This window comes from Marinovum sp. 2_MG-2023 (assembly GCF_030548265.1).
In the GTDB taxonomy this organism is placed as follows: Bacteria; Pseudomonadota; Alphaproteobacteria; order Rhodobacterales; family Rhodobacteraceae; genus Marinovum.
The window spans coordinates 16,502-31,871 of the sequence record NZ_JAUOSD010000010.1; the positions used below are offsets into that span (position 1 = coordinate 16,502).

Below are 15,370 nucleotides of genomic sequence, written 5' to 3' on the forward strand. Positions count from 1 at the left end.
CTGTTAAGCCGGCCCCTGGACCGCGGTATCCGCCATGGGAATTTCCCGCAACCGCAGCGACACAAGACAGGCCACCGCCGCAAGACCCGCCGCGATCCAGAACACCGGATGCAGCGCGTTGGAAAACCCGGCAAAGACCGCGTGCTGTGCCTGTACCGGCAGATGCGACACCAATTCGGCACTGATCGACCCGATGCCCTGACCGGCTGTGTCCGGCAGATGCCCGGCCAGATTCTGCGTCAGATTGGCACTGAACAACGCCCCAAAGGCCGCCGTCCCCACCGACCCGCCAATCAGACGGAACATATTGGCGCTTGCCGTGCCAACGCCCAGCATGTGCCGTGGCACATCGTTCTGAATCGCGGCAATGCCAATGGAAAACACCGGCCCCAGCCCCAATCCGACCAGCACCATCGACAGCGCCACCACCCAAAGCGACGACCCGACCGACAGCGTCGACAGGGCCAGCATCGCAAGCGCCAGCAACGCGGTCGACAACACCGGCATCCACTTGTAGCGCCCGGTGCGGCTCATCACCCGGCCCGCCCCGGCAGACGACGCAATCAACCCGACCATCATCGGCGTCAGGAACAAACCGGACACCGCCGGCGTCACGCCCTGCACCACCTGCAAATACAACGGCATAAAGGTGATCGTGCTGAACATCGCAACGCCCACCATGAACCCCACGGTGTTGACCACCAGAAATGTGTTGTTGCGAAACAGGCTGAGCGGCAAAACCGGTTCCGCCGCGCGGCTTTCCACCACGATGAACCCGGCCAACGCCGCAAGACCCAGACCAATCATCCCAAGCATTTCCGCACTGCCCCAGGCCAGCACCGACCCGCCAAGGTTCGACACCAGAACCGCAACCGACAACAGCACCGCCAGCAAGATCGCCCCGGCAATGTCCAGCTTGACCGCCCGGTTGCGTTTCAGATCCGGCAGCGCCGCATGCAACACCACCAGCGCCAACAGACCAATCGGGAAATTGGCAAAGAAGATCCAATGCCAACTCAGCGCCTCGACCAGAAAGCCACCGAACAAGGGGCCAATGACGGTGGAAATCCCGAACACCGCCCCCATCATGCCCTGCGCCTGACCGCGTTGCCGGGCCGGCAGAACATCGGCGACAATGGCCATCGACACCACGATCAAACCGCCGCCGCCCAGCCCCTGGATCACCCGCCCGGCGATCAACACCTCCATCGAATACGCCAATCCCGCCAGCGTCGCACCCGCCAGAAAGACAAAGATCCCCAACTGCACCACCATCTTGCGGCCATAAAGATCCCCCAGCTTGCCCGCCACCGGCGCACCGATTGTCGAGGCCAGCAAATAGGCGGTGATGACCCAGGTCATATTTTCCATGCCGCCAAGATCCGCCACCATGACCGGAATCGCCGTGGTCACAATGGTTTGTCCCAGTGACGCAAAAAGCAGCGTCACCGCCACAGCGGCAAGCGCAATTCGGGTTTGATAGCGGTTGGCCCCGACGTCAGTCGGGTTTTGCGTTGTTGCGGTGCTCATAATACATTCTCCGGGGGCTGTGGGCGATGCTGCCCCAGCCTTAAAATCAATGTTGCTTGCATTTATGTGCTGGCAGCATGTAAATGTCAACAGCATCTATTTGGAGAGCGAGGCCTTGCCCGACCGTGACACAGATCTGAAACGCCTGCTTGCGCAGGCCGACATCGGCGAAGACCTGAGCCAATCGGCCTTTGAACTGGATGCCATCATGCAGCATTGGCGCCGACGGGTGGTCAAACGCGAATTGGGGCAACGGGCCCTGGCCGATCTTGGGCTTGATCTTGATCTGGCGTTGCTGGACGTGTTGATGGTGGTCTGGGCACCGTCGAATGAATTTGCCGACAGCCCCGAGGGCGATGTCATGGTCTCGACCGTGGCCACCCGGCTTGGGATTGATCCGTCACGCGCCAGCCGCCTGACATCGGAATTGATCCGTCTTGGCCTGATCCGCCGCGCCGTCAGCCAGGAAGACGCCCGCCGCGCCGTGCTGGAACTGACCCCGGAGGGCGCACAAATCGTTCAGGCCGTGCGCCGGTACAAATTTCTGATCCTTGGCAATTTCCTCAAAGGCTGGAGCCCAGAGGAGCTGGCGACCTTTATCCCGCTCTTGGAACGGTTTTCCGCCTGGTCGGAAACCTCCGAAGATCCCACCGGCAAGATCGCCGCCGAAATCGACCGCCTGCGCAGCAGCCTGACAGACACCGCGCCCTAGCCCCCCCGACATCAGTACAACCAAAGGGTCCGGCACGCCCAACCGACACGAAAGCGCGCGACAACCGCCGCGCGCCCAATAGACTTTTGTGATGGATCTTATTGCGTCAGAGTGAAGGGGCCGGTGTAATTGGCCACATTGTCCGGCGTGATCAGCAGGCAGTCAAACAGCTGCTTTTCCGCGTCGACCATCGGTGTGCCGTTCTTGATATAGTAATCGGCCTGCACCACCGCTTCGCGCGAAAACACAGCGACCGGTTGCAGCACGGTATAGGCCATTTCGCCGGCCTTGACCGCTTCGACCGCATCGGGCGATCCGTCAAATCCGCCCACAAACACACCGTCCAGCTTGCCCGCTTCCTTCAGCGCGGCAATCGCCCCCAGCGCCATTTCGTCATTGCCCGAAATCACAGCGTCGATTTCCGGGTTGGCCTGAATGATCGACTGCATCTTGTTGTAACCTTGGGTCCGGTCCCAATTGGCGACTTCCTCGGCCACTTTTTCCAGACCGGGATATTGGCTCAGCACGGTGTTGTAACCGTTCGACCGGGTGGCGGCGTTGTTGTCAGCGGGGTTGCCGAAGAATTCGACATATTTCGCTTCGTCGCCAACCATGCTCTGCCAGGCCACAGCCCCAATCGCCGCGCCTTGGGCGTTGTTCGACACAAGCTGGGCAATCGCGATGCCGGCCTCGTTGATTTCCGCATTGACCAGGAACACCGGAATGCCGGCTTCGGTGGCCTTGCGCACCACACCCACCGACCCATCGGCATTGGCCGGGTCAAGGATGATCGCCTTGGCGCCATTGGTGATCGCGGCGTCAATCAGGTTGGATTCGGTGTTGGTGTCACCTTTGTGGGCGGCCACGGTGGCCTCATACCCCAGTTCCTCGGCGGTGGCCTTGGCAACTTCGCCTTCGGTAAACCAATACGGATTTGCCGGATCGGTAACGATGATCGAGATCAGGCCTTCGGCCCAGGCCGACCCGGCCATCAGTGGCAACGAGGCCGCAGCGGCCAAAAGCGCGCGTTTGGTAAATGAGATCATTGGAAGTCTCTCCCTTGGGGTTGGTTGGGTGCCGGCGGACCGGCGATCTTCGCGTCGGGTCTCCTCGCCCGAATATCCGCGAAACTGGATGGGGATCAGCCCTTGCGGCCTTTGCCCCCGTATTGGATCGAATTCAGCATCACGGCGAGCACGATCACCGCACCGGTAAACACCGTCTGCCAATAGGAACTGACGCCGATAATCACGAGACCATCTGACAGAAAGCCGATGACAAAGGCCCCCAGCAACGTGCCGCGCACCGTGCCGCGCCCGCCCATCAGGCTCGCGCCGCCGACCACAACCGCGGCAATCGCCGTCAATTCATAGGTGGTGCCCGCCGTCGGCCCCGCCGACGTCAGCTGGGACGACAGCACCAGCCCCGCAATCGCGGCACAGACCCCCGACAGAACATAAACCGTGATCTGAACCTTCTTGACCGGCACGCCGGACAATTCCGCCGCGCGTTCATTGCCGCCCGACGAATAAAGCCAGCGACCAAATGCGGTCCGCGCCAGCAAAAGCCCCGCCAAAATCGCCACCACCGCCAGCACAATCACCCCGATCGGCACGCCGCCGATACGGTTGAATCCCAGCCAGTTGAACCCGGTGTTGCCGAATTCCGGCCGCCCCGACAGGTTGTTGAACGTCAGACCATTGGTCATCAAAAGCGCCACGCCGCGCGCCACATAAAGCGAACCCAAAGTGGCGACAAAGGCCGGCACCCGGAAAAACGCCACCAGGATACCGTTGACCGCGCCGACAAATGCCCCAAGCGCCAGCGTCAGCAACACCACCGCCCAGACCGGCGGATAAAGGATCACCCCCGCCGCCTCCAGCTCGATCCCCTGCATCAGATAGCCGGCAAAAACCCCGGTCAGCCCCAACACCGACCCAACCGAAAGGTCGATGCCGCCATTCAGGATCACCAGCATCATGCCAATGGACAACAGGCCGAAAATCGCAACGTGATTGGCCATGATAAGAAAGTTCGACACCGTCGCATAGTTCGGCGACAGAAAGGAAAAGATCGCGATAATGGCGATCAGCGCAAAAAACGCCCGCCCCTCCAGCAATATCTGCACGAGACTGGCTTTCTCCCCGAACATCTGGGCGATCAGCCCGCCCGAGCCATGTTTCTTGTGGGTGGTGACGTCGGTCATGACTTCAGGTCTCCGTTTCCGTGCTGCGCGGCGTTGGGGCTGTCCATTTCGACAATGGCCCGTGCTGCGTGTTCGTCGATGATCAACCCGCGCAACAATCCGCTCTCCAGAACGGCTTTGATGGCTTGGGGTTTCAGGGCGCCGCCGGCCACGGCGACAATGCGGCGGCCTTTCAGCTGGTCGCGCGGCAGGGTCAGAATACGGTCGCTGACCTCCTGACCCACGGGTTTCCCGCGCCGGTCAAAGAAGTGGCCCAGCATTTCGCCAACCCCGCCGGCCTGCGCAATCCCGGCCATGTCCGCCGGTGCAACCATGCCTGCGCTGACCAATTCGGCCTCTGGCGTGGTGGTGCCGATGCCAACAATCAAAAGATCCGCCTGCGCGGCCAATGCCGCCGCCTTCTGAACCGCGCCCTGGTTCAAAAGCACCGCGCGATCCGCCGCGGAATTGGCGATAAAGGGCGCCGGCATCACCACCGGCTCTGCCCCGGTCCGCGCCGCCAGATGTGACACGATGGTATGTGGATTTTCATCCGCGCCACCGGTCAGCGCCCCCATCAGCGACACGATTTTCAGATCCTGCGCCTGCGGCAGATCGGGCGTATCCGCACAGGCCAGAAGCGTCCGGCCATGGCCGACCCCGATCACCCGGTTGCCCCCGCCAGAGTTTGCGGCAGAATTTCCAGCAGAGATTTCGGCGGACAAAAACGCACCACCCGCGCGCCCCAACGGCCCAAGCGCCAGTGCGTCACCATCGCGCCCCTGATCATCCTGCCCCGCATCGGCAACCACCTGACAATGGTCCAGCCCAAAGGCCGCGATCAGGCTCTGTTCCAGATCAACCTCACCCGAGGCCGCCATGATTTGTTCCTTGGTGGCGTCGGGGCCGAAGCTGGCGGAAATCTTGCCCTTGTGCATGACGACAATGCGATGGGCAATGGACAGGCATTCACTGACCTCAGAGGTGGAATAAACCACCGCCAGCCCCTGCTGCGCGCCTTCCGCCAACAGGCGGAACACCTCGGCCTTGGCCCCGATGTCGATGCCGCGCGAAGGTTCGTCCAGCAATACCACGGACGGTTTGGTCGCCAGCATCTTGCCGATCACCACCTTCTGTTGATTGCCACCCGACAGCGACCCGATCGCCGCCCCGCCGCCATCGGTCTTGATCGTGACCTCGCGGATCGACCGGTCAATGATCGCCTGTTCGTCCGGGCGAGAGGTAAACAACCGCTTGGTAAACGCCCCGATAGAGGCCAGCGACAGGTTCTGCCCGACCGACATGGTCTGCACCAACCCGTCGCGCTGGCGATCCTCCGGCGTCAGCACCAGACCGGCCTCGATCCGCTGGGCGATGGACATGCCCGCCAGATCCCGACCGTGCAGCGCCACCGACCCGCCCGAGGCGGGCAAACGCCCGGCGATACATTCCATCATCTCGGTCCGCCCTGCGCCCATCAGACCATAGATGCAAACGATCTCGCCCTGACGCAGATCCAGCGACAGCCGATCCACCACCGAAAACCCCGACCCGCCGGGGGCCGGCACGCTCAGGTTTCTGATCGACAGCGCGACATCGCCAAATTCCACCTCTGGCGGCGATCCCAGATCGAAATTCTCGCCCACCATGTTGCGCACGATCCATTCCAGATCAATCTCGGCGCGCGGCGCATAGGCGGTCATCACCCCATCCCGCAGCACCACCGCGTGATCGGTGATTTCCAACGCCTCTTCCAGATGATGAGAGATATAGACAATCGACACCCCCCGCGCCTTCAGGTCATGGATCACCTTGAACAGCACCTCGACCTCGGATGCCGACAACGCCGATGTCGGCTCGTCCATGATCAGAATGCGGGAATTCACCGAAAGCGCGCGGGCGATTTCAACAATCTGCTGCTGGCCCAGACGCAGATCCTCGACCGGGGTCAGCGGATCAATGTCTTCTTCCAGCTCCGCCATAAGCGCGCGGCACTGGCGTTCCTCTTCGGCGAAATTCACCCCGCGCGGACCCATGATCTCGCGGCCCATAAAGATATTGTCGCGCACATTCATATTCGGCGCCAGCGACAGTTCCTGGTGGATGATCGAAATCCCCTGTTCGCGGGCCTCGACGGTGGATTTGATCGCCAGCGGCTTGCCATCAAGGATCAATTCGCCAGAAGTCGGCAAATGCACCCCCGACAGGATCTTCATCAGCGTCGATTTGCCCGCGCCATTTTCGCCAAACAGCGTTGTGACCTGACCGCGATGCACGTCAAAATTCACACCTTTCAACGCATGGACCGCACCGAAACTCTTGGTGACATCGCGGGCTGCCAATACAACCTCGGTCTTGTCGGGCGCGGCCCTGTCGCGGGTTGCGCTTGCTGGCATCTGCCGGGCTTCGGTTTGCATCACTGCACCTCAAAGGCCACCGGGGTGACCAGCCAATTTTTCGGATTGATCATGGTGAACACGCCGGTCACGCTGACGGTCTTGCCCGTCAGCGTATCGCGGTCCAGCCCGGCCAGAACTTCGGCCGCCATGGCGCGGTTCAAACCGGCGCCGGCGTCCTGATATTCGATCTGGTTCTTGAATGCGCCGAATTCGATGTCGCCGGTGATGTCGCGCAGCTCGGTGCCATTGATCGCCGGGCCGGTCTGGACCCGCACGCCGGTGCCCTCGGGCAGACCCTCAACCGCGACGGTGAAAATCCCCGATTTGCCCTCGCCCGCCGTGCCGGTCAAACGGACTGTCATCACCGGAAATGCCCCGGACATCCTGCCATAGGCCGCGATCGCTGCGGCCTTGTCGCTGGCCAGCTCCGCGGCCAGTTGCGCCGCCTCGGGCGCCTTCTCAATCACATGATCGCGCACAGACGGAAATTCCTCTGCGCCAAACCGATCCGGGTTGAACGCCTGCTGGCGCAGGTCTTCGTCTCCGCCGATTGTCACCACCTTGGTGTCGAGGGCCATTGCGCCAAACAATACAACCCCAGCGATAGCAAAGAGTGTCTTGCGTCGCGTCGCTTTGGACGTGCTGGCAGATAGGGTGCCGGTTGTGGCCATTACAGACGTGCCTCTTTTCTGTCCGACCCGGGTGACCGGGCGGTGGTGATTCTGCGCCGGAAACCCCCAGCGCCGTCATGTCAGGAAATTGTCCAACCAACTGATATTGAACTTTTCCTCCCTCTGTCGCTGCTCCGGAAACTCCTCAATTTCCATCGGGACCGGCGACTCGTCCCACCCAGTGGATGTAACGGATTGAACAAACCCTATTCGAAAAAAATTTCGTTGTCTGCAAAAAATTTCAGACAGCCGAAATTTTTTATGCTAGAGCTGACTCAACCGGACGCGGAGCAATCCACCGTCCCGGCACAGCGTCATCCGCAAAAAATCCGGCAAAATCGCAGGATAATATGCGGGGTCACAGGAGAGGGGCCGGCGTGAAGCACAAGCCAAAGGGAGGCAGCACATGGCCGATTCGTCCGATCTGATCATCGGCGTGGATGCCGGCACATCGGTGATAAAGGCCGTGGCCTTTGATCTGGCGGGACGCCAGATTGCCGCCGCTTCGGTACGCAATTCCTATGTGATGGGCGCGGATGGGTCCGCCACGCAATCCCTGCCGCAAACCTGGTCCGATTGCGCCGCCGCCCTGCGCGGTCTTGGCGACAAGATCACCGGATTGGCGCGCCGCACAGCCGCCGTGGCCCTGACCGGTCAGGGCGATGGCACCTGGCTGGCCGGCGCGGACAATGCGGCGGTGACCGATGCCTGGCTCTGGCTTGATGCCCGCGCCGCGCCAACCGTGCGGCGACTGGCCGCCGGGCCCGACGCACGCGCAAGGTTCGAAGCCACCGGAACCGGGCTCAACACCTGCCAACAGGGCAGCCAGATGGCCCATATGGATGCCACCTGCCCCGAAATTCTGGACCGCGCCGAAGTGGCCCTGCATTGCAAGGACTGGCTGTTTCTCAACCTGACCGGCACGCGCGCCACCGACCCCTCGGAGGCCAGTTTTACCTTTGGCGATTTCCGCACGAGGGCCTACAGCGACCGGGTGATTGCCGCGCTGGGATTGACGCACCGCCGCCATCTGATGCCCGACATCATCGACGGCGCCCAGGACACCCGCCCCCTGACCGCCGCCGCCGCCGCACAAACCGGACTGCGCGCAGGCACGCCGGTGTCGCTTGGCTATGTCGATATGGTGATGACCGCGCTTGGCGCGGGGGTCCATACCGGCGATGCCGGCGCGGCCTGTTCCACAGTCGGCTCCACCGGGGTGCATATGCGGGCCGTGACCTCTGACGCGGTGCATCTGAATGCCGAAGGCACGGGATATGTGATCTGCCTGCCGGTCCCGAATCTGGTGACACAGGTCCAGACCAACATGGCCGCCACCCTCAACATCGACTGGGCGCTGTCCCTGGCCGAGGATCTGATGTCCGAGGTCGGCAAGGCCCCCTCGCACGCGGATATGGTGGCCCGGATCGACGGCTGGATGGCACGGTCCCACCCCGGCGCGCTGGTCTATCACCCCTATATATCCGAGGCTGGCGAACGCGGCCCCTTTGTCAATGCCGATGCCCGCGCCAGCCTTGTCGGGCTGAACGCCGGCCACCGCTTCCCGGATGTGATCCGCGCCGTAATCGAAGGTTTGGGCATGGCCGCGCGCGATTGTTACGCCGCCATGGGCGACATGCCGCGCGAATTGCGCCTGACCGGCGGGGCGGCACGGTCGGCGGCGCTGCGCCGCGTTCTGGCCGCCGCACTCAACACCCCGGTGCGGGTTTCGGCGCGCGAAGAGGCCGGCGCCGCAGGCTGTGCCATGATGGCGGCGGTGGCGATCGGCGCCTATGACACGATGGATGCCTGCATCGCCGATTGGACCACCCCGCTTCTGAACAGCCCGGAACCCCCCGACCCGGATCTGGTGCCAATCTATGACCGTCTTTTTACCAATTACCGACACGCGCGCAGTGGTCTTGCCCCCGTCTGGGACGGGCTGGCGGCGGCGCGCCATGCGCAAGGAGCCTGAGACATGAGCGATATTCAAGAGGTCGACCTGTTTGTGATTGGCGGCGGCATCAATGGGGCCGGCATTGCCCGCGACGCCGCCGGCCGCGGCCTGAGCGTTGTTCTGTGTGAAAAGGATGACCTCGCCGAAGGCACCTCTTCGCGCTCGGGCAAGCTGGTGCATGGCGGGCTGCGCTATCTGGAATATTACGAATTCCGTCTGGTGCGCGAGGCGCTGATCGAACGCGAGGTGCTGATGAAAAACGCCCCGCATCTGATCTGGCCAATGCGCTTTGTGCTGCCGCATTCGCCACAGGATCGCCCGGCCTGGTTGGTGCGGCTGGGCCTGTTTCTCTATGACCATCTGGGCGGGCGCAAGAAACTGCCCGGCACCCGCACGCTGAACCTGCACCGCGATCCAGAGGGCGCGGCGATCAAAGACAACTACAAACGCGGCTTCGAATATTCCGATTGCTGGGTCGATGATGCGCGGCTTGTGGTGCTGAACGCGCTGGATGCGGCGGAACGCGGGGCCACCATTCTGACCCGGTCGCCCTGCACCTCGGCCCGGCGCGAAGACGGGCATTGGCGGGTGACAACCCGGCATTCCGTCACCGGCGAAACCCGGGATTTCCGCGCCAAACTTCTGGTCAATGCCGCCGGTCCCTGGGTTACGGATGTGGTCAATCGCGTAGCCGGATCGAATTCCCCCCGCAACGTGCGGCTGGTCAAGGGCAGCCACATCATCGTGCCGAAATTCTGGAAGGGCGAAAACGCCTATCTGGTCCAGAACCATGACAAACGGGTGATTTTCATCAACCCCTATGAACGCGACAAGGCGCTGATCGGCACCACCGACATCGCCTATGAGGGCCGGGCCGAAGATGTCCAGGCTGACGAGTCAGAGGTGCAATATCTGATCGACGCGGTGAACAAATACTTCAAGGAACAGCTGACCCGCGACGATGTGCTGACCACCTTTTCCGGCGTGCGCCCGCTGTTTGATGATGGCAAGGGCAACCCCTCGGCGGTGACCCGCGATTATGTCTTTGATATTGACGACACCGGCGGCGCGCCGCTGTTGAACATCTTTGGCGGCAAGATCACCACCTTTCGCGAATTGGCCGAACGCGGGCTGCACAAGATTGCCGCCTATTTCCCCCGGATGGGCGAGGATTGGACCGAAAACGCCCCCCTGCCCGGCGGCGACATCGCAAATGCAGATTACGAAACCTTCCGCAACGATCTGAAACGGGATTACCCTTGGATGCCGCGCGCCCTGCGCCAGCATTACGGCCGGCTTTATGGCACACGGGTCGACCGGATCGTTGGCACGGCAACCACGCTTGACGGGTTGGGCCGGCATTTCGGCGGCACGCTCTACGAGGCCGAGGTCACCTATCTTCTGGCGCATGAATGGGCACAAACCGCCGAGGACATTCTGTGGCGGCGCACCAAACACCGCCTGCATCTGAGCGCCGAGGAACAGGCCCGGTTCACCAAATGGTTCGAAGACCAGAGGGAGGCCGCCTAAGATGGCGCTGACGCTTTCGCTGAACACCAATCCGCTGGTCAACCGGTTTGCCGAACCCGATGACCTGATCACCACCATTGCCCGTGACATCCGCATCCGCGACATCCAGCTGACGCATGAATTCATCAACCCCTCCTGGCCCGCGCCGGTGATCCGCCGTCTGACCCGCGACATGCAGGCGGCGCTGCACCGCACCGGCGCCCGCGTCACCAGCGGCATGACCGGGCCTTATGGGCGGCTCAACCATTTTGGCCACCCGGACCGCGATGTGCGCCGCTATTATGTCGATTGGTTCAAAACCTTTGCCGATATCATTGCCGATCTCGGTGGCACTTCGGTCGGCACACAATTCGCGATTTTCACCTATCGCGATTACGACGATGCCGCGCGGCGCGCCGAACTGATGCAGATCGCCATCGACTGCTGGGCCGAGGTGGCCGATCACGCCAAGACCGCCGGTCTTGCCTATGTCTTTTGGGAACCGATGAGCGTCGGGCGCGAATTTGGCGAAACCATCGCCGCAAGCCTTGACCTGCAAGACCGGCTGAGCGCGGCAAATATGGCGGTGCCGATGTGGATGATGGCCGACATTGACCATGGCGATGTCACCAGCCCCGATCCCGACGACACCGACCCCTACGCCTGGGCGCGCGCGGTGCCGCGGGTGTCGCCGATCATTCACATCAAACAATCCATGATGGACAAATCCGGCCACCGCCCGTTTACCGCCGACTTCAACGCCAAGGGCGCGATCCAGCCGGCGCCGCTGCTGGATGCATTTGCCGCCGGCGGTGCCATCGACAATGAAATCTGCCTTGAGCTGTCGTTCAAGGAACGCGACCCGAACGACCGCCAGGTGATATCCCAGATCGCCGAAAGCGTCGCGTTCTGGGCCCCACATATCGACAGCGGGGAACGTGATCTGAACATCTGAAACCGGCCCGAAAGGCGCAGTCATCCGATATTTCTGGACCAAACGGTGCCGACACGCATTATAGACAGGCGCAATTCAAACGGCGCGCGACAGACGCCGCAGAACAAAGGATGGAACATGGCAAAAGACCGCGGTGCAACAAATGCAGAGCATTCCCTGGCGATCCGCGCCGCCTGGTTGCATTTTGTTGGCGGGTTACGTCAGGCCGAGGTCGCCAAGCGTATCGGCGTGCCTTCGGTCAAGGCCCACCGCCTGATTGCCCGCGCCGTGGCCGAAGGCGCGGTCAAGGTCTCGATCGAGGGCGACATCATTGAATGCATCGAGCTGGAACAGGCGCTCTGCGCGCAATACGGCCTGCAAACCTGCGAAGTTGCGCCCGATCTGGACGAAGACGGCATTCCCTTTCGCACGCTTGGTCTGGCCGGGGCCTCACGCTTGCGGCGCTGGATGGAAAGCGGCGAAATGCAGACCATCGGCATCGGACATGGCCGTACCCTGGCCGAGGCGGTCCGCACCATGCCCCGTTTCAGCACCACCGGGCTCAGCTTTGTGTCGCTTCTCGGCGGGCTGACCCGGAACTTTGCCGCCAACCCGCATGATGTGATGCATCTTCTGGCGGAAAAGACCGGCGCGCGGGCCTATGTGATGCCGGTGCCGTTTTTCGCCAATACTGCCGAGGACCGCGAGGTTCTGTTGGCGCAACATGGCGTGGCCGAGGTGTTTCAACTGGCCGAAACCGCCCCGTTGAAGATTGTCGGCATCGGCACCGCCAAGACCGAAACCACGCTTGTCACCTCCGGCATGATCGAACCCGCCGAAATCGAGGCAATTTCGCGAGCCGGCGGCGCGGGCGAGATGCTGGGCCATTTCTTTGATCCTGACGGCAATTCCCTGGAAACCGCGCTGACCGCGCGCACGCTGGCGGTGTCGCTGGATGACACCCGCGAAGACCGGATCATCGCGCTGGCGGGCGGCCCGGAGAAAGTCGCGCCGCTGCGCGCCGTGTTGAACAGCGGCCGGCTCTCGGGGTTGATCACCGATGAACGCACCGCGCGCGGCCTTCTGCGGGACGATCCCGGCTGACCGGGATGATCGCCAACAGGTTGTAACGCAAAAAACCGGCAGGGCGCGCATGTCTTTGCCGCGCAGATGGCTTGCGCGGCAAATATCACATCATAAGTAACAAAATAACATTATTGACGTTCGATTTGTGACATGGGATGTTACGCACAGGAGGATTCCCCGTGAAACGTGACGACAGACAACAGGCGATCATGGATCTGCTGGTGACCCGGGGCGAGGTCGACCTCGATGCGCTTTCTGACCATTTTCAGGTCTCGCGCATGACCATTCACCGCGATCTTGACGACCTCGAAACTGCGGGCCTCCTGCGCAAGATCCGGGGCGGCGCAACCATCCGGTCCGGCACCCAGTTCGAAAGCGATTTCCGCTTTCGCGAACGCCAGGACCGCGCCGCAAAAACCGCCATGGCCGAGGCCGCCCAGCATTTGGTCGAACCGGGCATGACGGTGATGATCAACGACGGCTCGATGGCCGCCATCCTGGGGCAATTGCTGGTGTCCAAACGGCCGCTGACGGTGATTTCCAACAATGCCGCCGTGATCGACACGCTGCGCGCCGAACCCGGCATCACCCTGATTGCGCTTGGCGGGGTCTATTCCGCCAAATTCAACGCCTATCTTGGCAAGGTGACAGAGGACAGCCTCGCCGGGTTGCGCGCCGACATCTGCTTCATCTCGGCTCCCGCCGTGGCCGGGCTGGAGGTGTTTCATATGGACGACACCGTTGTGCGCGCCAAACTGGCCATGATGGACCAGGCGGCACAGCGCGTGCTGTTGGTCAATCACAGCCGCTTTGATCAGGTCGCCCTGCATCGGCTCGCGGGTTTGTCCGATTTTGACCACATCATCACCGACACCGCCCCTGCCCCCGAAAGCCGCGCAGCACTTGATCGTGCGGGGCTGACCCTGACCCTGGCCGACACATAAAGAGGCACCAAAATGACCCAGACAGATTACTGGATCGGAACCAGTTGGAAAATGAACAAGGCCCTGGCCGAGGCCCGGCAATTTGCCGAAACCCTCGCGGCGGCGGATGCGGCGCGCGATCCGCGCCTGCAACGGTTTGTGATCCCGCCGTTCACCGCCGTGCGCGAGGTCAAACAAATCCTGGCGGAAACCTCGGTCAAGGTCGGCGCCCAAAACATGCATTGGGCCGATCAGGGCGCCTGGACAGGCGAGGTTTCGGCCCCGATGCTGACCGATTGCGGGTTGGACATTGTTGAACTGGGCCATTCCGAACGCCGCGCCCATTTTGGCGAAACCGACGACACCGTCGGCCTGAAAACAGAGGCCGCCGTGCGCCATGGGCTGATCCCGTTGATCTGCATCGGCGAAACGCTGGACGACCGCGAAAGCGGCCGCGCCCAGGAGGTGCTGGCCGCACAGGTGCGCGGCGCGCTGGGCCGGCTGAGCGCCGATCAGAAGACCGCCGAAATCCTGCTTGCATATGAGCCGGTCTGGGCGATCGGGGAAAACGGCATTCCCGCCACATCGGACTATGCCGATGCCCGTCAGGCGGAAATCATTGCCGTGGCCAACGATATGCTGGGCCGCCCCCTGCCCTGTCTGTATGGCGGTTCGGTCAACCCCGACAATTGCCAGGACTTGATCACCTGCCCGCATATTGATGGGCTTTTCATCGGGCGCTCTGCCTGGAACGTCGAAGGCTATCTCGACATTCTGGACCGTTGCGCCGCCGCGATCTGACACCAACCGCCATTTGACGTAGAGGAGAGAGTTCCATGAAAATTGCCGTTGCAGGCGACAGCGCAGGCGAAGGATTGGCCAAGATCCTGGCCGACCACCTGAAAGCCAACCATGAGGTGGCCGAAATCTCGCGCACCGATGCGGGCCCCGACGCCTTTTATGCCAATCTGTCGGACCGTGTCGCCAGTGCCGTATTGGCCGGCGATTATGACCGGGCGATCCTGTGCTGTGGCACCGGCATCGGGGTCTGTCTGGCCGCAAACAAGGTGCCGGGCATCCGGGCCGCGCAATGTCACGACACCTATTCCGCGGGCAAGGCCGCAACCTCGAACAACGCCCAGATCATCACCATGGGCGCGCGGGTGATCGGGGCCGAACTGGCCAAGGACATCGCCGATGCCTTTCTTGCTGCGGCTTTCGACCCAGAGGGCAGATCGGCGGACAATGTCGGTGCCATTGATGCGGTTGACGCCAAATACAACCGGGCCTGAGGCGTAATTCGGCCCGATTGACCACCGGTCACAAATAGCCACGGGTCACAAATATCCACCGGGCCCGAATACCCACCGGACCTGAACCACAACCGGACCCAAACGCCGCCGCACCCATCGCGCGCGGCCCGGTCCGCAGCCGGAGCCCCGCCGCCTCCCCCGGGGCTCCGGC

Annotated in this window: 13 protein-coding genes; 8 read left to right on the forward strand and 5 right to left on the reverse strand. The window is 62.3% G+C overall.

Annotated elements, in window-relative coordinates; genetic code table 11:
* Nucleotides 1-3 precede the first annotated feature (3 nt).
* Nucleotides 4-1,530 carry an MDR family MFS transporter gene (locus Q4577_RS12680; RefSeq protein ID WP_303469573.1) on the reverse strand — a complete coding sequence of 509 codons (1,527 nt, stop codon included), beginning with the start codon at nt 1,528-1,530 and terminating at the stop codon, nt 4-6.
* A 115-nt stretch (nt 1,531-1,645) separates the two neighbouring features.
* Here Q4577_RS12680 and Q4577_RS12685 point away from each other — a divergent pair, with 115 nt between their 5' ends.
* Nucleotides 1,646-2,242, forward strand: a complete 597-nt coding sequence (locus Q4577_RS12685) for a MarR family winged helix-turn-helix transcriptional regulator (protein ID WP_303469574.1) — start codon at nt 1,646-1,648, stop codon at nt 2,240-2,242.
* A gap of 98 nt (nt 2,243-2,340) precedes the next feature.
* Here Q4577_RS12685 and Q4577_RS12690 read toward each other — a convergent pair whose 3' ends face one another.
* The 4 genes from Q4577_RS12690 to Q4577_RS12705 form a co-directional block, all read right to left on the reverse strand.
* On the reverse strand, nt 2,341-3,288 hold the full coding sequence (locus Q4577_RS12690) for a D-ribose ABC transporter substrate-binding protein (protein WP_303469575.1): 948 nt from the start codon (nt 3,286-3,288) through the stop codon (nt 2,341-2,343).
* Nucleotides 3,289-3,383: 95 nt separating this feature from the next.
* Complete coding sequence (locus Q4577_RS12695; protein ID WP_244690843.1) at nt 3,384-4,448, reverse strand: ABC transporter permease; 1,065 nt, start codon at nt 4,446-4,448, stop codon at nt 3,384-3,386.
* Nucleotides 4,445-6,823, reverse strand: coding sequence for a sugar-binding domain-containing protein (locus tag Q4577_RS12700; RefSeq protein WP_303567617.1), 2,379 nt, complete (start codon nt 6,821-6,823; stop codon nt 4,445-4,447). Before Q4577_RS12700 ends, Q4577_RS12695 begins: the two co-directional genes overlap by 4 nt.
* Nucleotides 6,824-6,843: 20 nt before the next feature.
* Entirely contained in the window at nt 6,844-7,497 is a 654-nt protein-coding gene (locus tag Q4577_RS12705) for a DUF2291 family protein (RefSeq protein ID WP_303469577.1), read from the reverse strand.
* A gap of 406 nt (nt 7,498-7,903) precedes the next feature.
* Between Q4577_RS12705 and Q4577_RS12710 the strand changes: the two genes are divergently transcribed.
* The 7 genes from Q4577_RS12710 to Q4577_RS12740 all read left to right on the forward strand — a co-directional run bounded on the left by Q4577_RS12710 (nt 7,904) and on the right by Q4577_RS12740 (nt 15,198).
* Nucleotides 7,904-9,472: an FGGY-family carbohydrate kinase gene (locus Q4577_RS12710; RefSeq protein ID WP_303469579.1), complete on the forward strand. Its 1,569-nt coding sequence runs from the start codon at nt 7,904-7,906 to the stop codon at nt 9,470-9,472.
* 3 nt (nt 9,473-9,475) lie between these two features.
* A complete protein-coding gene (locus tag Q4577_RS12715) occupies nt 9,476-10,984 on the forward strand; it encodes a glycerol-3-phosphate dehydrogenase (RefSeq protein ID WP_303469580.1) in 1,509 nt (502 codons plus the stop codon).
* Nucleotide 10,985: 1 nt separating this feature from the next.
* Complete coding sequence (locus tag Q4577_RS12720; RefSeq protein WP_303469581.1) at nt 10,986-11,918, forward strand: TIM barrel protein; 933 nt, start codon at nt 10,986-10,988, stop codon at nt 11,916-11,918.
* Nucleotides 11,919-12,035: 117 nt separating this feature from the next.
* On the forward strand, nt 12,036-13,001 hold the full coding sequence (locus Q4577_RS12725) for a sugar-binding transcriptional regulator (protein ID WP_244690850.1): 966 nt from the start codon (nt 12,036-12,038) through the stop codon (nt 12,999-13,001).
* Nucleotides 13,002-13,162: 161 nt separating this feature from the next.
* Nucleotides 13,163-13,927 carry a DeoR/GlpR family DNA-binding transcription regulator gene (locus Q4577_RS12730; protein ID WP_244690851.1) on the forward strand — a complete coding sequence of 255 codons (765 nt, stop codon included), beginning with the start codon at nt 13,163-13,165 and terminating at the stop codon, nt 13,925-13,927.
* A gap of 12 nt (nt 13,928-13,939) precedes the next feature.
* Nucleotides 13,940-14,707: a triose-phosphate isomerase gene (locus tag Q4577_RS12735; protein ID WP_303469582.1), complete on the forward strand. Its 768-nt coding sequence runs from the start codon at nt 13,940-13,942 to the stop codon at nt 14,705-14,707.
* A gap of 35 nt (nt 14,708-14,742) precedes the next feature.
* Entirely contained in the window at nt 14,743-15,198 is a 456-nt protein-coding gene (locus Q4577_RS12740) for an RpiB/LacA/LacB family sugar-phosphate isomerase (protein WP_303469583.1), read from the forward strand.
* The last annotated feature ends 172 nt before the right edge of the window (nt 15,199-15,370 follow it).